15 protein-coding genes are annotated in these 20,511 nt (G+C 44.2%); 2 read left to right on the top strand and 13 right to left on the bottom strand.

What is annotated here, in order from left to right; all coding sequences use genetic code 11:
• Positions 1–48: 48 nt before the first annotated feature.
• The 10 genes from NDI33_RS03450 to NDI33_RS03405 form a co-directional block, all read right to left on the bottom strand.
• Entirely contained in the window at positions 49–1,686 is a 1,638-nt protein-coding gene (locus tag NDI33_RS03450; protein ID WP_190674265.1) for a glycosyltransferase family 39 protein, read from the bottom strand.
• A 60-nt stretch (positions 1,687–1,746) separates the two neighbouring features.
• Entirely contained in the window at positions 1,747–3,150 is a 1,404-nt protein-coding gene (locus NDI33_RS03445) for a hypothetical protein (RefSeq protein ID WP_348245615.1), read from the bottom strand.
• A gap of 206 nt (positions 3,151–3,356) precedes the next feature.
• Complete coding sequence (locus NDI33_RS03440) at positions 3,357–4,916, bottom strand: glycosyltransferase family 39 protein (RefSeq protein ID WP_190674259.1); 1,560 nt, start codon at positions 4,914–4,916, stop codon at positions 3,357–3,359.
• 174 nt (positions 4,917–5,090) lie between these two features.
• A complete protein-coding gene (locus NDI33_RS03435) occupies positions 5,091–6,926 on the bottom strand; it encodes a DCC1-like thiol-disulfide oxidoreductase family protein (protein WP_190674257.1) in 1,836 nt (611 codons plus the stop codon).
• Positions 6,927–6,994: 68 nt separating this feature from the next.
• Positions 6,995–8,344: an NAD(P)/FAD-dependent oxidoreductase gene (locus NDI33_RS03430; RefSeq protein ID WP_190429097.1), complete on the bottom strand. Its 1,350-nt coding sequence runs from the start codon at positions 8,342–8,344 to the stop codon at positions 6,995–6,997.
• A 61-nt stretch (positions 8,345–8,405) separates the two neighbouring features.
• The gene (locus tag NDI33_RS03425; protein WP_190429098.1) at positions 8,406–9,371 is read right to left on the bottom strand and encodes a hypothetical protein; all 966 of its coding nucleotides are present in this window, start codon (positions 9,369–9,371) and stop codon (positions 8,406–8,408) included.
• Complete coding sequence (locus NDI33_RS03420; RefSeq protein ID WP_190674254.1) at positions 9,371–10,834, bottom strand: MBOAT family protein; 1,464 nt, start codon at positions 10,832–10,834, stop codon at positions 9,371–9,373. Before NDI33_RS03420 ends, NDI33_RS03425 begins: the two co-directional genes overlap by 1 nt.
• Before the next feature lie 187 nt (positions 10,835–11,021).
• A complete protein-coding gene (locus NDI33_RS03415; RefSeq protein ID WP_190415492.1) occupies positions 11,022–11,474 on the bottom strand; it encodes an acyl carrier protein in 453 nt (150 codons plus the stop codon).
• Positions 11,443–13,251, bottom strand: coding sequence for an acyl-CoA dehydrogenase family protein (locus NDI33_RS03410; RefSeq protein ID WP_190674250.1), 1,809 nt, complete (start codon positions 13,249–13,251; stop codon positions 11,443–11,445). The genes NDI33_RS03415 and NDI33_RS03410 overlap by 32 nt, the downstream gene beginning before the upstream one ends.
• Positions 13,252–13,328: 77 nt before the next feature.
• Positions 13,329–15,173 carry a fatty acyl-AMP ligase gene (locus NDI33_RS03405; protein ID WP_190429102.1) on the bottom strand — a complete coding sequence of 615 codons (1,845 nt, stop codon included), beginning with the start codon at positions 15,171–15,173 and terminating at the stop codon, positions 13,329–13,331.
• 1,171 nt (positions 15,174–16,344) lie between these two features.
• Here NDI33_RS03405 and NDI33_RS03400 point away from each other — a divergent pair.
• Complete coding sequence (locus tag NDI33_RS03400) at positions 16,345–17,103, top strand: 4'-phosphopantetheinyl transferase superfamily protein (RefSeq protein ID WP_190674247.1); 759 nt, start codon at positions 16,345–16,347, stop codon at positions 17,101–17,103.
• Between the two features lie 69 nt (positions 17,104–17,172).
• Here the strand turns inward: NDI33_RS03400 and NDI33_RS03395 are convergent, their stop codons facing one another.
• The 3 genes from NDI33_RS03395 to NDI33_RS03385 form a co-directional block, all read right to left on the bottom strand.
• Complete coding sequence (locus tag NDI33_RS03395) at positions 17,173–18,147, bottom strand: cysteine synthase A (protein ID WP_190440959.1); 975 nt, start codon at positions 18,145–18,147, stop codon at positions 17,173–17,175.
• 64 nt (positions 18,148–18,211) lie between these two features.
• Positions 18,212–18,796, bottom strand: coding sequence for a Uma2 family endonuclease (locus NDI33_RS03390; protein WP_190674244.1), 585 nt, complete (start codon positions 18,794–18,796; stop codon positions 18,212–18,214).
• 173 nt (positions 18,797–18,969) lie between these two features.
• The gene (locus NDI33_RS03385; protein WP_190415478.1) at positions 18,970–19,608 is read right to left on the bottom strand and encodes a peroxiredoxin; all 639 of its coding nucleotides are present in this window, start codon (positions 19,606–19,608) and stop codon (positions 18,970–18,972) included.
• Between the two features lie 242 nt (positions 19,609–19,850).
• Between NDI33_RS03385 and psbU the strand changes: the two genes are divergently transcribed.
• On the top strand, positions 19,851–20,285 hold the full coding sequence (gene psbU / locus NDI33_RS03380; RefSeq protein ID WP_190415476.1) for a photosystem II complex extrinsic protein PsbU: 435 nt from the start codon (positions 19,851–19,853) through the stop codon (positions 20,283–20,285).
• Positions 20,286–20,511: the final 226 nt, after the last annotated feature.

Raw genomic sequence — 20,511 nt, 5'->3', positions numbered from 1 at the left:
CTGTAGTTTGCTAAACAGACAATTTTAAAAAATCAACTTTTCTAATCATTACTGTTTTGCTAAATGCCAGAGAGTAGTCTTCGTAATGTAAACAGGATCTATCTGCTGTTCCCACTCATATACTTTCTTTATCTGGTAGCTTGGTTCTCGATCGAGAACAGCCTTCAAAGCCTTTTTAGAATCCACAAATACATCACTGAAATCATTAGCAATAGAATTTATAGGTAACTTGCTGTCAATCTCTTCACCTGGTTTAATAACAGGTTGATTAGAAACTGACTGAAGTTTAACTTTGGGATCGAACAGGTAAGTCAAGGAAAAAGGAGGTAAGTTGTACCAGATATAAAGTGGATAATTAGCCTGGTTAACAATCTGAGCGATTTCTTTATAGTGACAACTGTTATATTTATTCCACCATTCTTGTGCTTGAGAACTGACTGCGCTGGATAAAACTCCTCCCGAAATGATGACGACTGTAGCAATTTGCCATAGCCACCGCTGCCAGTTTTTAGCAGAAAATGAGGATATTTTAGCAGCAAGTAGGTAGGCAATTGCGATTTCTATTGCTAAGTAACAAGGGATAAGATAACGAGCAACAGCAGAGCGTCTTCCTCCAGAGATTAAATCTGGTAGTGTCAATGCGATCGCAGTAACTCCAAGCATCGTCAAGATAAACAACCAAACGTGCTTTTCAGTCCGGCGGCAAAGAAAGTAAATTGCATAAATTACTAAAATCAACGACAGAAAAATTGCAATATATAATCCAAAATTTCTATATTTAAAACTGTAATTAAAATCCACAAAAATACGACTAAGATTTAAAATCCACGTTCTTACTAAAGATTGTATCGGAAAAGTCGATCGCATCCACTCGGTTGCTTCATCGACTGTTGACAAATTAGCAAGAGCAATCAGAAGCCAAGGTATAAAAAGTAAGATAGCTGTTAAAGATGCTAGCAGATAGGAGATAAATGTTTTACTTGCTCGAAACTTTTCTAGCGAAAATACATAGACTCCATGACTAATGGCAGTCAACAGTAAAAATAAATGAGAATAAAGACCTAAAATTAAGGTTGCTGCATACATAGCCCAAGCGGATTTTGTTTTTACTCGCATCGCTCTTAGAAGCGATGCACTAGATATTAAAATTGCTACAGTCCACAGGCTATACTGACGAGCTTCCTGAGCATATAAGATATGAAATGGTGAAATAGCTACCAGCGCGGTTGCCATCCATCCCACCAGAGGCAATTCAAATAATTCTACACATAGCCAATAAATACAAGGAAACGCAAGCAGACTAATCAAAGCAGGTAGGCTTCTCATCACTGCCACCGAGTTTCCCCACAACTGTGCCCAAAACCGAGCTAACAAAAAATAGAGTGGTGGATGTTCAGCAGTTGCTGCTAAAGAATTAATCATATCAGTTAAATCTTTTTCAGTATTAGGGCGCTGATATTTCTGCAAATCCTTTACAGGGATTGCACCAGTGCTAGAAGCTTCCTGCTTAACTTCTTCTAAGGTATAACCTGAAATCCGACGTGAAGTGCTACTTTCATCGCCCCAATAAACTTTTTTTTCAAGGTTAGCAAATCGAAAGAAAAGACCTATGGTTAATAAAATTGCGATAAAAAATCGTACCTCTTTTGAATAAAACCTGTGGCTCGATTCCTGTATTTTCATCATGAGGTTAGTCCGTCCATTTCAGTCCCTAAATATTTAACCTACCCAAAAATAAGGTCTCTTTTACTGGAGAAGATGAACCTCAGCAACTTGAGTTTCTAAAACTGTACTATGAGCTTGTGTTAAATCTGGATTTCTATAAACATTAAAAACTGGAAAAAGGTTATCAGTACGTTGTACCATATAGGACTTTGGATAAATTAGGTAGTTCCCTGCTTGACAAAAAGTTTTAACAATATTGAAATTCTTTTTAGTGATATATTGATCGATATATTTATAGGGCTGGTACATTGACATCCAACCGACAGGTTTCGGATCAAATGTACAGATTGTTGAGTTTGCAGGTAATTGACTTAAAATCTGAGTAATGTCCGAAGTAGATACCAGTCTATTTTGGCTATATTTGCTGGTTAAATACTGATAGTCATAACTCGCATTAATCAAGATTGATAGAGCTATACCTGCAATTAAAAAAGCACTTAAAGATTTATCTGCTTTCTTAGATAAATCTAAGTAAGCTAAACTCAAGACAGCCAAAACTATTGGAGAGATTAAAATTAAAAGTTTGTAATGAATGTAATAAATTCCTTGATAATTTGAAGCAGCATATAGATAAATAGACCAAGTAAATGCTAAAAAAGCAAAAATAGTTTTGTTCCCTTTAAACTTGGCTATTGCTACCGTTAAAACCACTGTTAAGAAAATAATAGAAGTTAAAATATAAAACCAACCTTCTCCAGTAAAATAGGCTTGTTGTCCTAATTCAACATAATTAAATACCAGCCTACCAATCTTACTTAAGATATTAGAATTAGCTTCTTGATTAGAGCTAGTTAAAGTAGCGATAATTTGTTTGGTATTCAACCAACCGCGACTAAGTTCTCCTTTCCAATAAGGAAACAAAGCTACAAATGCTGCTAAAACGGACAAGATAGGCAGTAAAAACCTAATAGGAGTTCTGCGGTTTTTTGAGATGAATAAAATAGAGCTGGCAATAAAAACTACTGGCATTACAAAAAGAGTTGTGGAATGCAAGCTAATTAATATGGCTAAAACAATCCCATAAAGTATCCAGGAGAAGCATTGAGGAACTAGAGAAAATCTAGCTTCCAACTGGTATTTATAGAGTAAAGTAAAACAAAGCAGAAAAAATATAATAGGGCTGGGGTTCCACTGGAACGTACTTATAAAAATTTCTCCGAAGATTAGACTGTACCAAAAACCTGCTAAGCCTGCCAGAAGAAGGCGTTTTGAAAATTCAACATTTTCTAATAGTTCATAAACTAAATAAATTAAAAGCGGAATAGAGAAAAAAGAGAATAATGCATTAGGTACAGCTGTAAAAACTGGATCTGAGCCAAATATAGTAAAAGGAAAAACTAGATAATAATAAAGAGGCGGTAGATGATATCCTCCGACAGAGGCAGAAGGGCCTAATATAGGCCAATTTCCTTGCCACATCTTCATGTAGATTTCAGCATCTCTGGCCTGATCGTAATAAAAAAAAGTGGTATATCTGAGAACACTGAATAGGCGTATAAAAAATCCAAAAACTAAGGATAATACGATTAAAGTATATGCAGTAATGTTGGCTGGATTCTTCTTAAGATTGAACACTGGTTTAACCCTATTCCTTAAAAAAGTTATTCTTTCTTTTTGTCACTAAAATTAATTTAATCTGCCATTTTGCTAGTATCTTCCAGATTAAAAATGTTCCGAATAGATAAGTACATCATCAACAATAAAAAGGCAACTGAAGTCGCTACTAAATACCAAGGAACACCGATAAACACAAGAGAGTTAGGCCAGAGATTTACAGTATGACTACCGTAAGCTTCTATGCCTGAATTTAAATACCATAAATTTTGGTTTTGAATTCCTGGAGAATGAGTAGCAATTTTAAAGGAATTGAGAAGATTTCTCGCTGCACTCTTCAACATATCCAATGACTGGCTATTTGAGAACTTCCAGACATAGGCTACTTCATCTTTTCTAGCGAATTCTAGTCTCCAGTACCAATGTGAAAGAATTGATGAAAATGAGAGAATGAACCCAAAACCAGCTAGAAAAATTGCTGAGAGCTTCAACGAGGTTCTTTGTAAAACATATTCCATATTGGTTGCAAAGGGCAAAAAGAGAATGGGCAGGATGGTCACTAGATAACGGGGTCCCCATCCTCCGCCACCATACCAACTCCTTAATCTTGCATGCAGTAGAAACCAAGCTATCGTCAGTACCAATATATATAAAGCTTCTTTTTTATGCTCCTTAAAGAATTTTCTAAATAGAACAACAGATAGGATTAATAAAGGGGCATATATAAATATGCTTTTTCCAGGACTCAGCAAAAGACCTGTCAATCCTATAAAGATATTTCCATCCAACGCATTGTTACCCAAATATTTGGCGTCTGTTTGAACCGGGGAAAGGTAGAAAAATCCAGTTCTTAGATGGTTGTACCATGATTGCCATACTAAAAAAGGGAAGATTATCAGTAATGCAGTGGCAACATTCTTTGCTCGGCTGATCAAAGATAGTCTGCTAATAAGTACTACATAACCAAGTGAAGCTACTATAGCTAAAATCATGGAAATTCTAGTAATTAAAGAAAAACCCAAACAAATAAAAGCTAGTATTAAATACTGATTTTTTTTGTTGTTTCTAAAATTTAATAACAGCAGAAAAGATGTAGTCAATAATGTAGAACAGAGAACTCCATCAAAGGATTCTCTGGTATAAGTCCAAAAATAAGTGCTGACGGCTAGGCATAAGGTTGCGATAAAGCTGGGTAAGATAGCTTGACCAAACTGAAACCGCAAGATACCGAAAAAAGCAGTGACTGTGAGTGCAGAATAAAACCCAGGCTGAAATGAACGTATAAATTCCTTCGTTATAGATATAACTTTTACCGTAGTGAAAGGAGCTAAAATCCTTTCTAAAATTACATTAATAAAGGCGGTAGGTAGAAAAAATATTGTATTTCCAATTTCTTGGGAAGCATAGGTTCTCCCATTGGGTGCTATTGAAAAAATTCCCTCTTGTGGAGTATCAAAACCTAGTTTCCCAGTGGTAACAATATGTTCTGCAAGTTTATAGTGGAAGGAGCCTTCGGCATAATCAAATCCGCAATTACTCAAGATAAAGAGTATCCAGAAAAAAATAAATATACTTAAATAAGCTTTAACTTTTTGCTTATTCTTGCTATCAGGCTTCCAAAAGTTTAATTTAAGCATTTTAAATGTGTAAAAATAGCGCCAGATGTCAAGTTAGAACGAAAAAAGACAAAGCCAATGCGACTGAAAAAACGCAAACTTTAAATACTAAGTTTTATCCGGCCAATCGACTAGAGAAAGTTTGAATGATAAGTGTTTTAAACTTGTCACAGCAAACTTTTTCTTTGACGAGCCTCACTGATATTGTTCGGGATTCTGTGAGCAGGATTGCTGCCAAGCGGGCTTCTTCTCGACATTCTGAGGTTGACCGGGTGGCACGGTTCTCTCGTTCATAAAGTCAATTTCAAAGTTATCTAGTTGTTTTGAACCTTGGTGCCGAGCGTTCCAGTCGCGGCAGAGGTATTGTCCATAGTAGGGATAAAGCTTTTTGCCGATGGTGCGATTGAGGTTTATGAAATAGGTGCGCCATTGCATATTTTGATAGAGGGCGTTTCGACTCTTCCGACTCGGCTTTTCCCAACTTACAGGCTCCCCATCTCTCAAAACATTAACTTCAGTTCCATCTTTCAGCTTGCCAGGGATTACGTGCCAACCATCATCTCTGGGGGGAGCGGGGGCAAAAATACTCCAAGATTGATCTACCCTCAAAATCCGGCTAATCCAGTCAATCGAATTTAAGGCTTTTCGATTGAATTTTTCAGGAGAAAAACTTCTGAAGTTCCAGATAGTGACATAAGCTAGCAAGAGTAACGTCACTATATTCATCGGTCGCGAAGAACGTACTTCAAGGGGACGGAACTTGAAAGGTTTGGTAAAGTTACCAGCAGCCTTGCGGTTAGATGCAATTGTCTCGTAAAATTTCGTTCCTACAGACATTACGGGTCCCCATTTGAGAAGGGGAACCAGTGGCTTAAATATTGGGGATAAACTACAAACGTAAGCGATCGCTTCCCACTTAAAATGCCTGTTTCCTTGCCAATCCACCACTACCCAAGAATTTTTCGCTTGCATATCTGCAAAAATCGAGGGATCGTCCTGAGCTAAGAGCAGTGGCGTCTGTGCAGGCAATATCAGGAAAGTGCGAATCAGGTGGACAACCTTCTTGCAGAAGCCACAGTCGGCATCGTAGTAAATCTGGAGTCCAGCTCGTTCTGGAGTATACAGCCGCTTAGATACCGAGTCCCAAACTTCCGTCGGGATGAAAGCTAGCCAGCTAGCTGTACTGAGAAACGGGAAAATCCCCAGCACAAACGACAATCCGAAACCGATATGTAAGAGGATAAACGAGATAATTGCACAGCAGCGGAAAAAGCTGGTACGGACGGGAACGAAGAGTAACAGGGGACCAAGAGTTTCCAACCACAGGGCGCTAAAGGTGAGCAAGACTAAAAGTGCAGAAGGCAGACTAAGTAGGAATTGACCAAAGGGTGTTGCGTATTGGTCGAAACTCAAAGCATAGTAAACCGCACTGCCATCAGGCCACCAAAGTGGACTCTTCGCTTTAAAAGCCGCCGAAAAGATGTAGATAAAGCATTGCTGTAGCGTAAGTGCTAGGGTGGCACCGGAGAGGATGCGCTTGGGTAATTTTTGGGTAGATGTATTTAGGGCACTGTCAATCGAGTAATAAGCGCCCAAGGGCAAAAACATTGCCCAGAAAAGCAGCGCGCGAATTACATCATCCGCCGCGAAAATCAAAGCTGGGTTTCGGTTGTGGAGAGATACCATCAGCGCCCAAGTTGCGATCGCTGCTAACCGGGTTCGGTATCCCACCAATAGCGCTAAAGCCACAAATCCAGCTAGCAAAAATAGAATGGCTTGAAACCAGGTTTGACCGCCCAGCGCATGAACTGACCAATACCAAGGTTTTAAGATAGTAGTTAGTAGCGATCGCGGCATCACTCCAGCATCTGTATAATGTGCTGTCACATCCCCCGCCCGAATGATTAAATCGGCAAGAACAACCAGCGCCAAACCAATCCGAAACAGGGCTAGCGATCGCAGGTCTAACCCAAACAGTTGCTCAAGCTTGGAAGTAAAAATGGCTTTAGATTTTTGCTGAGTAGAAGCCATAAAACATTAGACCTTGATGGAAAATTTTTTCATGGTTAACGGCAGTAAGCAATTGCCGTTTGTTAAATTTAATACTTAGATCGCCGGGAGTAATTCGCCGCCAATCGCCGCTTTCCCAAACTATTGGACCCTAACCGCCGGATTGCTGCCAGCCACTTCCAGACTGTTAAAACAACCCGCCGAATCGCTTGATAAATCCAGTTTCTCACTACTCGGAGGCGGTGAGGCACGGTTGGCAGGCGCTGGAGGTAAACGACTTGTCTAGTAATCGATGCCAAGCGCCCTTCTAAATTCAGACCAAAGCTAGAAACCGCAGCCGCACCCTTTCCCAAAGTCACCATCTCTCCTAAGTGCAAATAGCGGAAGCGCCGTAAGCGTTTGCCCGCGATCGCTGCCCAAATGTTGCGAGCAGCACAATCTGCCTGTTGAAAAGCGGCTTGAGCGGTTGCTGGCACCCGTGCGCCACGGGGATTGTAAATTTCTGCCAAATCCCCCAAAGCAAACACTTCTGGATAGTCAACTAATTGTAAGGTAGGGCAAGAAATCAGTTGTCCCTGGTTATTATGCTGGCAATCAAGTTCGCGCACCCAATCGAGCTGCCGGGTTCCAGCCGTCCAAAATACCAAATCTACAGGCAAAGTGTCAATCTGACCATCCCGAACTAGGGTAATTTGGTCAGGTTCAATGCGGTGGATGCTCGTTTCTAGTTTTACCCGCACACCACGACTTGATAAAGCACGGTGAGCCGCAGCTTGAGTATGAGCGGAAAAGGTTTTTAGAATTTGATTGCCCCGGTCAATCAACAGTACCTGCCCTCGTTTCTGTAGCCGGTCGGCGATTTTGCAAGCGAGTTCTACGCCATTAGGACCAGCGCCCGCGATCGCAATCCGCATTTGTTCCTGCTCAGAAAGCTCAAACTCGTATAGCTGTTGTTTCAGAAGCTCTACATCGGCCAAACTGCGAAAGGTTTGGGCATAAGTGCCAGCTCCAGGAACGCCCTCTAAGCGCGTTTCTCCCCCGACTGCTAAAACTAGGTAGTCGTAAGCGAGAGCCTCACCGGATTCAAGCTTTACCTGGCGCGTTTGTAAATTAACCTCCTGAATCGTCTCTTGACAAAACCGAATATTAGTGTTTCTTAATAGCTTTTGATAAGAAGGAGCGATTTCCCACGCTTGCAGTTCGTCTGTCACCAGTTCGTATAGCAAGGGGGTAAAGAGAAAGCGATCTTTTTGCTCAACCAGGGTAATTTCGCATCGACTTGATTTGAGTAAGGGAAAACGGCGCAGGTACAAAGCAGTGTAAAGACCACCAAAGCCCCCACCGAGAATGCAAATCCGGGTGGGAGTAGCGCTCCCAGATTCAGAGGGAGTAGAACTGACCTTTCTTTGATGCTTTGTACCGTCTAGCTTGCCGTCCATATCATTGACAGGGTTTTGGTAAATAAGCTTGATATCAAACGCGAATAGCTAAAGCGATTCGCTATTGCGGCACTTTGGTCGTGGAGTTGGGCGCTGTCAGTTGCTGAGCGATCGCTGGTTTTAGCTGTTGAACCAGCTCCATTGCCCGGATTGTTCTGGCTTCCGGCTTCAGGTGATAGTGGGTATCAGCGAACAAGTTAGAGTCACTCTTCAGGTTCAACGAGTCTTTTTCGTAGATCAAAGGAGCGATTTTGCTCAGTTCCTCAGCCGTCTTTTTAACGTTACGAATCGTCTTCTCATCGCTGCTGTTCGCATAGACCCACGGCAATGACAGAACTAAAGTTGCTCCCTTTGCCTCGACTTCTTCACGGAATTTAGCGATCCGCTGAAGCGCGTGTTTGGATACGGGTTCTTGAAATGTCATCTGCCACCAGTTCCCAGCGCGTTCTTTCGTTACGGTAGGGTCGCCACGTTCGTCAACCGGATCGGAGTAGTAGCCAGTCATTTTTCCTTTTTCAATCACCTCCAAGCTCGACTTAGTAATTCCTCTAAGAGTCGGAACCCCTAGCATCATTGCGTCTAGAGCCAACTGTTTGGGAGGGATTCCTCCCAAACCCGGCTGTCCAATTGCCATCCCAAACGAACCAGAGCGATCGCCCAACCCATCCTCATCCAACAGCAGCAGGTACTCTGGAATCAGAAGCACAATGTCGCCCCGACGCACTTGACTCAAAACGCTCGGAAGGATGACATCTAAACCAATTGGGCCATCTAACCCCATGTTGAATACGGGAATGCCAAGTTCTTGCTCCATTAGCTTGGTATTCAACGTGTAGTGCGCTCCAGAACCACCCGTTATTAGAAGGCGGTGGGGTGCTTCAATTTGGCTTGCCAGCGCTACCTTGCGTTCGTACATAGCACGCAGCCAGCTCAGTTCTCCACCGTAGCGCACGTTGTAAAGGTACCCAACAGACCAGGCTAAGCCAGCAACCGCTATCCAACTAGCAAGCTTTAGAGGTTTCCACATTAGAACTCGAAGTAAATAAATTTAGAGGGGGTATTTGCAGCTAGCAAGATGGTCAAACCCAAAAGAACGCGAGTTAACCAGGGGGATAACAGTAAATCATATTCGCACGTCCGTTTTTGCCAAACTGCGAGGTGTTCCAAGAACAATTCCGCCGCTGTGAGAAAGAGGATCAAAACTAAGACCGCACCCTCATTCGCACTAAAGGAACTCATTGCCGCTCCCAAATTTGAGAACGAGTACGCCCAAGGCGTCACCAGTGTTTGCAGCTTCTGTCCCAGTCGAGTCATATCTGACTCCATGAAGAATAGACAGCCCAGCATCACCGAACCAAACGTTAGCGCCCACGATAAGAACTGAGGCATGAATAGACGTTCGCCAACAAAGCGGTAAAAAGGGCGACCCGCATATCGCAGAACTAGCAGCAACAAGCCATGATACGCACCCCAAATGATGAAATTCCAAGCGGCTCCGTGCCAAAACCCTGAGAGCGTAAACGTGACGAACAGATAAAATGCCGCCCACTGCTTCTTTGCGCCCATCAAAGGAAGGAAAACGTAGTCTCGAAACCAGGTACTCAGCGTCACGTGCCAGCGACGCCAAAATTCTTGGATGCTGGGTGAAGTGTAAGGGGCGATGAAATTGAGTGTTAGCTGAACGCCTACAAATTTAGCTAAACCTAGTGCGATGAAACTATATCCAGCAAAATCAAAGTAAATCCTCAGAGTGAACAAGTAGATAGATAGCCACACCAGCCAGACATTTCCTGTTTCTTGCAAGTTGATGTACGGCGACAAGTTATCCGCCAGTACCAACTTCATAAACAAGCCCAAAGACAGCCACTTGAGACCGTCCTCAAAGTTTTCTGCGGAGAACTTAAAGCGGAATGATTCAATTTGAGGAAACAAGTCAGCTCGGCGCTCAATCGGGCCAGCGACGACTTGCGGGAAGAAGGAAACAAAGTTGATGTAATCAACAACTCCAATTGGCTGCTTATTTTTGCTTCTGAATGAATCCACGACAAAAGCAACCATCTGGAAGGTGTAGAACGAAATTCCTGGAGGAATTGCACCTGCACCAGGAATGCCGCCTCTCTGCTGCCAACTCGCAGCAACTCCCCCCACAAATAGTCCTAGAACATCTTCCACAAAGAAGTTCACGTATTTGAAGTAGGCAAGGATGGCGATGTCGATCCCGATCACCGTGGCTGCGATCGCTTGCGACTCCCAACCTCGACGGCGCAACATCAGCCGCACCATCACATAGTTAAAGATAATCTCAAAGGCGAAGATGATAAAGCTGGAGCGCGATGCATTCACAAACAGCATCAGCGACAGTACCATCAACCCGATACTATCCAAGTAATCTCGCCAAATATTCAGGTACTTGCCTATATAGCGAACCGTGAAGAAGGGAACGCCGATCAGAAAAAGTACCCACCAGAAGGAGAAATCAGAGAAATTCAATTGACTGTTTCCTCCCTATTTTCTAGGGTTTAAAAGTTATTCTCTTATCCAGTATTTAGCGATTGGTAATTAGTCATCAAGAATGGGTTATCTTTCCTTGTCCGAAGTTGAAGATTTACAGTCACCACAACAGCGATAAAATCTTTAACCAATTCCCAATTCCCAATTACCAACCAGATATCTTGCTCTAGCTGCCGCTAATTCGGTTCCACAAACCGCCCCAGCCAGAAGACTTGGAAGATGCCTCTACTTTTTCAGTTTTATCGTCACTAGCATCCTTGACATTGCTAGACGCAACTGAAGAAACTGCCGCTGAGACATCAAACTCTTTAACCAAGTATTCAGCAGATTTCTCAATAGTCGGATAATCCCACAGCAGAGTAGAAGGTAGCTCGCATCCTAGCCAATCTTCTAAATCGCCCACTAAGGTAACAGCATCGATGGAATCCAGACCGTAGCGCGTCAAAGGTTCGCGGACATCAATGGTTTTTGCATTGAGCGAAAGTTGCTTAGAAAGCTTGGTAACTAGCCAAGATTGAATCGCTTCAGCAGGGGAGTTTTCAACAATCATATTTTCGTCTTGTAAATTGTTTTTGCTTAAATCTTCACTAGGCTTGGAGCTGGAGTTCTGAAGTTGCATGGGTTTTCTCCTCTGGTGATTGAGCTTGGGCTAGTTGGAGGGGGACAATCGAAAACATCTTATTTTCTCGGTCAAGCTTGAGAAGTTCTTGGGCAACATTCTCGATGTAAATGCTAGGAATGATACCTGATGAAGGACGAAAAGTCATCAGGAGTCTGTTCAGACAAATTGCCAACCATTCACCTTTGGCAAAAAAGTCACCCAAGACTTTTCGGTTGTAAATCCACATATGTACGCAAGCTGCGGCTGCATGCAATGTGCAGTACTTCTTAGCTAGTTCAAATAACTCAGGAGATTGATCGTGTCCGAATTCAAAACCTGAGCTTGCCAAGAATTCATCCTGTGCGTCGAGTTCTTCGAGGACGCCGCTTGTCAGTGTTATCAGCTTCTGCAACACTTCAGCATCGACGCTAGAATCTGTCTTTAAGTTATACAAGTGTTCTAGAGAGATTTCTAGACCTTGTAAAACGTCATCGCATCCCCGACTGAACAGCTCAAATTTTGCCCGTTCGCACGGTGGTAGCGGTGCTTCTAGAGAAAACCGGGTTTCCAGACGCGATCGCAATCCCTCATAAGTGGCAGCATTTCTTTTCGCCCGGTATTTCGCCATCTGACGAAGCTGTAAAATCAGCGCGTGCAAGTTAACAACCGTACTGCCATCAAACACGCTAATAATGGCATTATCTCGGACAACTTTTTGGAAAATTCCCTCATCGTGACCTTCGCGCAAATAGAAACGTGCCCCTAGAATTACGGAAAGGTTTTGAACTAACTTTTCAACCGTTACAGGCACAAAATATTTCACGAAGATAGACGAAACGCTAGATTGCTCCGGCGCGACATGAAAACTTCTTGCTCCCGCAATCGTGACACAATCGCAGACCAAAATATCTAAGAAAGCGTCTACTAAAGTAGTCCGGGGGTGAGGAATATCGAAAACTGTTTTGCCGTATAATTTCCGTCCTAGAGAAAACTTCAGCACCGTTCTCAGGGCTGTATCCGCCGATCCTAAAGAAAAGGCTGCACACAACGTCCGGGTTAGATGAAAGCCTTTCAGGCCCAATTCTAAACCCGCTCCTTCTTGCCCCAGACGCATTTCTTCAGGTACAAAGCAATTATCAAAACGGATTCCGCTCATATCAGAACCGCGAATTCCCAAAGTCTTGATCTTAGGAAGATTGGAATAACCCGCTGGATCAATTTCACTTTTATCAACAACAAACAGCGATAAGCTACGTGCCCCGCCACTGTCATCTGTTTTGGCAAGCACAACTGAAATTCCAGAAATTGTCGCTCGGTTAATTGGCCATTTTTCCCCATTCAGCAGATAACCACCGGGAACCTTAGTTGCCTGCACATCACTAGCAACTAGGTCGCTTCCGTGTGCCCTTTCTGAATAAGCAAGACACATGGCACCATGTTTATCTTTAATAAACTTTGCCAGCTTTTGTTTCTGTTCGTGGGTGCCTGCCATCCAAACTAAACCAGACCAGAAAAGCGTGCTAAAAGTTATCGATGTCGTTAGGTCACGTCTGGACAAAACTCTAACAAAAGCGACGAATTCTTCATAAGATTTCAGCTCTCCACCGTATTCCACGGGGATGTGGTAGTGATGAAGATTCCAGTTATAAAGCCATTCAACGTCTTTTTCTGGAAATTCTTCGCGCTCGTCCAGCTCCATGACGCTTTTGAAAGACATCACGCTTTCCGGCTGTGTTGGATCGCCTAAGTCCTTTTCGAGCGCTTCAGCGACCCAGTACTGTTTTAGTTGATGCATTGAATTCTCCGTGTAATGGGTAATGGCTTATCGGTGTGGGTAATCGCAAGCAATTCGCAATTCCCAATTCCCAATCGCTATTTAGGAGTTTGCACTTTCTGCAACAGGGATTCTACTTCTCCCTTGAGACTTTGAAACTTTGCCGTGGCTTGAGGATTTTCGCTCCAATCCGCGACGACATCTAGACTTCCTGCTAAGAAAGCTGCTCGACAACCCTGACGTTGAATCTTGCCGCTGGAAGTTTTCAGGATACTTCCCGGCTTCACCAATACCACAGCATAAACCTGTAGCTCGTGCTGTTCCGATACCACCTGACGGATGGCTCCCATGACCTCATTGGTGTCTAGATTCTGGGTATGACGCTCGACTTCCTGGACAATTACCAGTCGCTCCTCGCCATTCACCATCACTGAAAAGGCTGCGCCATGTTCGGGTCGAAGCGCTGCATGGCTTTCTTGCACCGTCCATTCAATATCTTGAGGATAGTGATTGGTGCCTCGGATGATAATTAAATCTTTGATGCGCCCCGTGATAAATAGCTCGCCATCTTTTAAGAATCCCAAATCGCCGGTACGTAGAAATGGCCCTTCATTTGTGTCTGCGATGCGTGCCCGGAAGGTGCGTTCCGATTCTTCGGGTCGCTGCCAGTAGCCGTGAGCCACGCTAGGATCGGACACCCAAATCTCGCCGACTTCATCAGCGGCACATCGAGTAAATTTCTCTGGATGCACGATCGCTATCTTGGTGTCGCAAACTTTAGTTCCGCATCCAACAACTGTCCGCACAATATCTTGATTTTTGGAGGCTGGAACGATGCGATTTTTTTCTAGTGCTGCCGGATCGAGATTGCACAAAACGGGCGTTGCGGTTTGTGCAGAGAAGGATACTAATAGAGTTGCCTCAGCCAATCCGTAGGCAGGACAAAAGGCATTCCATTGAAACCCGGACGGTGCAAAAGTTTCGTAGAAACTTTCCATGACTTGGGGGTTGATTGGCTCGGCAGCATTACCTGCTGCACGCCAACTACTCAAGTCCAGGGTGGCGCGTTGTTCTGGTGTAATCCTACGTACGCATTGATCGTAGGCAAAGTTAGGGCCTTGGCTATGAGTCACTTTGTAGCGCGAAATCGCTTGGAGCCAGTGGAATGGGCGTTTGATAAAGGCGAAGGGCGACATCACGTAGCAGGGGATACCGTTGTAGAGAGGTTGGATGAGTCCTTCAACCAGTCCGTAATCGTGGAAGTAAGGCATCCAGGCCACAGTTACGCTGTCCGGGGTGTAGCCACAGGCTTTTTGGAGGTTCGCTGAGTGGAACATTACGTTACTGTGGCTGAGCATCACACCTTTAGGAGTGGAAGTGGAGCCTGAGGTGTACTGGAGATAGGCCAGCATATCGCTGGTTACGGCTGGATCTTGCCAGGTTTCAGCCAGAGACAGGTCTACCTGCTCGGTGTCAATCCAGCTCATTGCCTGAAATTCCGGAATTTTCTCGTCGTACTCTTCAACGAGAGAAAGAATGCCAGAGGTGGTTAGCACCAATGAAGCTTGGGCATCTTTCGCGATCGCTTGCAGTCTGGGCAAGGTTCGCTTCAATCGCCCCGCTTCCGGTGGGGGTACGGGAATGGCAATTGTCCCGGCATATAAGCAACCGCAAAAAGCGGCAATAACCTCTAGACCTTGTGGATAAAGCAGTAGTGCCCGCTCTCCTCTGGCATTATGCTGTTGTAGCAAGGCAGCGATCGCTCTCGCTTGACGATCGAGCTGAGCATAAGTTAGCTGGGAACCTTCTTTCTTGCCATCAATCAGAAAAGTATAAGCTACCTTTTCCGGCTGCTGGAGTGCCCTCCACCGCAGCAGTTCGACCAGGGTAGAAAAATTTTGAGCTGTAGAAGAATCAATATCGCTTGGTGTAACGGTGTTCATAAGTACTAATGGAAACTTACTAGCTTTATTGAGAAGTGGTCGCGGCACCAGAAAGTTGACATATCAAGGTTAAGAACTACAATTCATCTTCTTTATTGTTTTTGTTCAGATTTTAAAAAAGCTTCTAGCTTGAACAATCCGGCAAGGTACAGACAGTGGTCTTGAGAAAAAAATCAACCTTTCGGTAGTTTTTCAATTTTGGTCTGATGTCTATCTTTAAGACTAGTAATTCTACGAATCTTTACTAAAAAAATATATTTTAAATTCCAGACTAAATACGGTAAATAACTTATCCTACATTGCTTTTCTTGATATGGCACCTAAAAAGTTTTATAAAGATTTTGTAAAGTTATTTCATTGTTAAGTCCGATTAATCTGTCATCTAAATTACAAATATGAAAACTTTTTGTATAAGCTGGTTTCCGAAAGACGCGACTACCAGCAAAGTTAAATTGCTTTGCTGGTAAGCATTACAGCTTGGAAGATGGCAAAAAGATTTGAAGTCCTTTCGTAGTAAGAAGCCGGAAGGCTATGCTGAAGTAATTTTCTGAAATCTATACTCAGCCAAATTTATTGACCATGTGTGGGATTAGCTATAAGCAGTTATATAAATTCTTGTATATGTGTGTCAAGGTTTGTAACTAATTTAGTATGAGTGTTGTTTTTTACAAAAAAGAGAGACAGCTATACTGAAGAAACGGCAATCTCGGAGTAACTAGTTTTCTCAAAGAATAAGGGATAGGCTACTTCCCGAAAAATCTACCAGTAGCGCCGTTAGCGTATGGCTTCTCTCCGCCCCACGAGCGAGGAGAAGTACCCGGTAAAGCCAAGCGATGCCAATCTAAGCGCTCAGGTGCGTTCTGATGGGTAGAAAATATAATGCAGAGGCAGATGGCACAGTAAGAGAGCCAGACTTCTTTAGCAGTGCAGATCGCGAATCGCGTCTCCTAACTCACGGGCAGGACAAATGCACAAGAAAGACATAAAGCAGAGTTAAGCGAACTGTATTAGATCGAGTCCGAGAAAATGCTTAAGAGTTTTTGTCGGCGTGTTCGGGTTCAGTGATGATGACACGCTAAAACAGAAGCCTTCCTTCAGTAATTCTCTGGACTCAAAATGGCGCGACGTTGGAGCTTAGATAACCACAGGCTCATATTGATGGCTCAGACTGATGACTGATATTGATTCTATGTGGCGTTCTCCCCCAACTGACTTAGCGCTATCGAGCAATGATGTCCATGTCTGGCGTGCTTCCCTCGACCAATCGGCATTTCACGTTCAGCATCTGCAACAAATCCTTTCTGAAGATGAGCAAATAAGAGCTGCACGTTTCCACTTTGAGCGGGACAGGAAGCGTTTCATCATTGGGCGAGGTCTGCTCAGGACAATTTTGGGTTGCTATTTAGAAATCAACCCGGTCGAGGTGCAATTTTGCTATGGCTCCCGTGGCAAGCCAGCATTAGCTGGAACGCACGCAGAAAGTAACCTTCAGTTTAATTTATCTCACTCTCAAGATATCTGCCTGTATGCAGTAACACGCGATCGCCAGATCGGTGTCGATGTTGAATACATTCGTTCCGTTGCCGAAGTTGAAACGATCGCTAAACGATTCTTTTCGGCGCGAGAAAATGCCGTTTTGTGTGCCTTGCCTGCACATCAGAAGCAGCAAGCATTTTTAAACGCCTGGACTCGCAAAGAAGCTTATCTAAAAGCAATTGGAGAAGGGCTGGCTCGACCTCTGGATCAAATTGAGGTAACGCTGGCTCCAGGAGAACCAGCGATGTTGCTGAGCATTGAAGGCGATCGCATTGAAAGCGATCGCTGGTCACTCCAAGAATTGAAACTGGAACTCGACTACGTAGCCGCTCTTGCTGTGGAAGGAACTGGCACTTGCACCCGCTGCTGGCAATGGGATGCTAGCAATGGTTAGATAAAAACGACTAAATGCTGAGGGTAGGGAGGCGGTGAGAATTTTCACCGCCTCCCCTTTGCTTCCTTTCTAATCGGGTGAAAGTCCCTTCGATTCTAGCCATTCCCGATTAAACAGCCGTGACTGATAACGAGCGCCGCTATCGCAGAGGATGGTCACAATCGTATGACCTGGCCCCATCTGCTTGGCGAGTTCTACGGCTGCTCCTACATTGATTCCTGTGGAGCCACCCAGAAACAGTCCTTCCTCTCTTAAGAGTCTGTAGACAACCCGTACCGCTTCGGTGTCATCAATTTGGATAGCATCGTCTATCGGTACACCTTCCATATTGGCGGTGACGCGGCTATTGCCAATCCCTTCTGTGATTGAGTTGCCCTCACTCTTCGTCTCACCCGTCTTGATATAACTGTAGAGGGCGCTGCCCATCGGGTCTGCTAAGACAGTTTTAACAGCAGGATTTTTTTCTTTCAGGTACATCGCTACACCCGCTAAGGTGCCGCCAGTTCCCGTGGCTGTAACCCAAGCATTAACTTTACCGTCCGTTTGTTCCCAGATTTCTTTTGCGGTAGTTTCGTAGTGCGCTTGTCGATTGGCTAAATTATCAAATTGATTCGCCCAAATCGCGTTTTCCATCTCAGACGCAATTTTGCCGGAGAGCCTGACATAGTTGTTGGGGTTGCTGTAAGGTACAGCTGGAACGGGACGAACTTCTGCGCCCAGCGTCCTCAAAGCATCCATCTTTTCCTGAGACTGGGTATCTGGGATGATAATCAGGCATTTGTAGCCCTTGGCGTTGCAAATATGAGCTAAACCGATGCCGGTGTTCCCGGCGGTTCCCTCAACGACTGTACCGCCAGGTTTGAGCAAACCTTTTTTTTCGGCGTCTTCAATGATATAAAGTGCTGCCCGGTCTTTCACAGAACCGCCTGGATTGAGAAATTCTGCTTTTCCCAGAATTTCACAACCTGTTTCATCGCTGAAGTTGTTTAAGCGGATGAGCGGTGTGTTGCCAACTGTCTCTACAAAACCCTTTTTGATATCCATTCTGAAATTACCTAAGTTCTTCCCTATAAAAATTTTGGCGTATCGCGGTAGTCCGACTCGACTTTTACCAAACTTTAGTCATGTTGAGGGAAAATCCAGGCAAAACGCGATCGCCACTTACCGTGTCGGGATTGTCTAGGCATTCCACTTCTTGACTGGGACGATAGATATAAACTTTGCGGTTTTTTCGGTCAATCAACCAGCCTAGCTGGAATCCTGCCTCGCTCATGTATTCGAGCATTTTTTCTTGCAAAGGCTTTAAGTTGTCCGAAGCTGACCTCAGTTCAATCGCAAAATCAGGGCAAATAGGGGCAAACTTTTGCTGTTGTTCTGGGGATAAAGCATTCCATCGTTCCAGTTTTATCCATGAAGCATCAGGCGACCTTTCTGCACCTGTTGATAGAATAAATCCCGTGCTAGAAGAAAAAGTTATCCCCGTGCCGTCTTGTTCTGACCATAACCAGAGCTGCCCGAATATATTACCTTCTCGGTTTCCTGTCTCTGAACCAGTTGGGGGCATGATGACGATTTCCCCAGTTTTATTCCGTTCAATGCGTAAGTTGCGGTTAATTTGACAGAACTCAAAAAACTGTTCGTCTGTCATTGGCATTGATGGCGGAATTCGCACAACTAGGGGAGAAGAAAGCATTCTGGATTTCCTCGATTCAGTTAGAGTGGGCAACGCCTACTCCAAAATTTTACTGTTGGCTCACTCAAACCAATGAAAATAGCCTGACGGACGATTAGCTTTCGACCCATCAGGCTATTGTTAATTATCTAGTGAGCAATCTAGCGAGCGATCGCTCACTTACCTACTCAAAACTATTTGTCCGGTTGGGGAGTCATCCGCAGGTAAGGCTTGATTTCCGTGTAACCTTTAGGGAATTTCTCTTTTAACACTTCCGGATCTTTTAGCGAAGGAACGATTACACAATCGTCTCCCTCTTTCCAGTTAACTGGAGTGGCTACGCTGTAGTGATCCGTCAGTTGCAGCGAATCGATTACCCGCAGCAATTCATCGAAGTTACGTCCGGTGCTGGGGGGGTAGGTGAAGGTGAGACGCAGTTTCTTCTGCGGATCGATGACGAAGACCGATCTAACCGTTACGGTGTTGGCGGCGTTGGGGTGGATCATGTCGTAAAGGTCAGAGACCTTCTTATCCGGATCTGCCAGAATTGGGTAGTTAAGACCAACACTCTGAGTTTCTTCGATATCACCAACCCAACCTTTGTGGGAGTCAACATCATCGACGCTAAGTGCGATCGCCTTCACGTTGCGCTTGTCAAATTCTGGCTTGAGACGAGCGACTTCGCCAAGTTCTGTGGTGCAAACGGGCGTAAAGTCTGCGGGGTGAGAAAATAGCACTACCCAGCTATCGCCAGCCCACTCATAAAAGTTGATTTGACCGTGTGTAGAATCCTGAGTGAAGTCGGGTACTTGGTCGCCTAATCTAAGAACCATATCGGATTTCCTGTGAACTACCTTGAGGAACGATCTTCTATATTGCCATAAAACCCCAGTTTCCCGGTCGGAGTTTAGCTCTTTATTAAGATTTGGGAAAACTAACCAACTTCCAATTGTTCCAGAGTTGAGGTGGAGTGGGTACCGAGAGGTAATAAGATGAGAGGATAGAAAACAAAAATTAAACTAATAGTTGAGGACATGGTACCCTCAATCATGCTGTGTCAGGAGGATTTAAGTTTATGAAACGATTGGTTCGTCTGCTGACAGTGTTGGCTATGTTGGTGAGCTGCTTAGGATGGATGGGGCTGCCCAAAAGCGCTATTGCAGCCGATTTGACGGGTGTAGCACTGCACTCTTCATCAGTGTTGGCAGCAGTCGAGGCACCCCTCCGGAATCGGGCGGACGATAAGCTAGCCACCGAGTTCGGGAAAAAGATTGACTTGAACAACACCAATGTGCGAGCGTTTCGGCAATATCCAGGGCTGTACCCCACTCTGGCTCGCAAAGTTGTCGATAATGCACCTTACAAGAAAGTAGAAGATGTCCTGCAAATTCCAGGGCTAAGTGACGGTCAAAAAGAACGGCTTCAAGCGAACCTGGATAATTTCACGGTGACAGAAATAGAATCAAGCTTCGTGGAAGGTGGCGATCGCTATAACAACGGCTACTACTAAAGCGCTGATAAAGTGCTGAGTACTATAGCTCTTTGAGCATAAACTTAGCGATTTGCTAACCGTGCTGAGTCGTGACTATCCGGGAAAAGATTCTGCAAGCTGGGTGAGATCAACTTAACCTTGCATTCAGAATCTAGACCCTCAAAAGAACATTCGCCCCTAACGACTCATTTTCACCACCCACTCCTCAATGGAGTGGGTTATTTATTATGAGTGGAAGTATTAA

Origin of the sequence: Trichocoleus sp. DQ-A1 (genome assembly GCF_039961955.1) — a bacterium.
Taxonomy (GTDB): Bacteria; Cyanobacteriota; Cyanobacteriia; order Cyanobacteriales; family FACHB-T130; genus FACHB-T130.
The sequence above is the reverse complement of the archived record's forward strand: the minus strand, read 5'-3'. Positions and strand labels throughout refer to the sequence as shown.

Excerpts from the sequence above, each read along its gene's own strand:
- NDI33_RS03445 (WP_348245615.1), bottom strand. The coding sequence starts at position 3,150 with ATGAAGATGTGGCAAGGAAATTGGCCTATATTAGGCCCTTCTGCCTCT.
- NDI33_RS03410 (WP_190674250.1), bottom strand. The coding sequence starts at position 13,251 with ATGCATCAACTAAAACAGTACTGGGTCGCTGAAGCGCTCGAAAAGGAC.
- NDI33_RS03385 (WP_190415478.1), bottom strand. The coding sequence starts at position 19,608 with ATGGTTCTTAGATTAGGCGACCAAGTACCCGACTTCACTCAGGATTCT.
- NDI33_RS03415 (WP_190415492.1), bottom strand. The coding sequence starts at position 11,474 with ATGCAACTTCAGAACTCCAGCTCCAAGCCTAGTGAAGATTTAAGCAAA.
- NDI33_RS03390 (WP_190674244.1), bottom strand. The coding sequence starts at position 18,796 with ATGCTTTCTTCTCCCCTAGTTGTGCGAATTCCGCCATCAATGCCAATG.
- NDI33_RS03440 (WP_190674259.1), bottom strand. The coding sequence starts at position 4,916 with ATGCTTAAATTAAACTTTTGGAAGCCTGATAGCAAGAATAAGCAAAAA.
- NDI33_RS03395 (WP_190440959.1), bottom strand. The coding sequence starts at position 18,147 with ATGGATATCAAAAAGGGTTTTGTAGAGACAGTTGGCAACACACCGCTC.
- NDI33_RS03435 (WP_190674257.1), bottom strand. The coding sequence starts at position 6,926 with ATGGCTTCTACTCAGCAAAAATCTAAAGCCATTTTTACTTCCAAGCTT.
- NDI33_RS03405 (WP_190429102.1), bottom strand. The coding sequence starts at position 15,173 with ATGAACACCGTTACACCAAGCGATATTGATTCTTCTACAGCTCAAAAT.
- NDI33_RS03400 (WP_190674247.1), top strand. The coding sequence starts at position 16,345 with ATGACTGATATTGATTCTATGTGGCGTTCTCCCCCAACTGACTTAGCG.
- psbU (WP_190415476.1), top strand. The coding sequence starts at position 19,851 with ATGAAACGATTGGTTCGTCTGCTGACAGTGTTGGCTATGTTGGTGAGC.
- NDI33_RS03450 (WP_190674265.1), bottom strand. The coding sequence starts at position 1,686 with ATGATGAAAATACAGGAATCGAGCCACAGGTTTTATTCAAAAGAGGTA.
- NDI33_RS03425 (WP_190429098.1), bottom strand. The coding sequence starts at position 9,371 with ATGTGGAAACCTCTAAAGCTTGCTAGTTGGATAGCGGTTGCTGGCTTA.
- NDI33_RS03430 (WP_190429097.1), bottom strand. The coding sequence starts at position 8,344 with ATGGACGGCAAGCTAGACGGTACAAAGCATCAAAGAAAGGTCAGTTCT.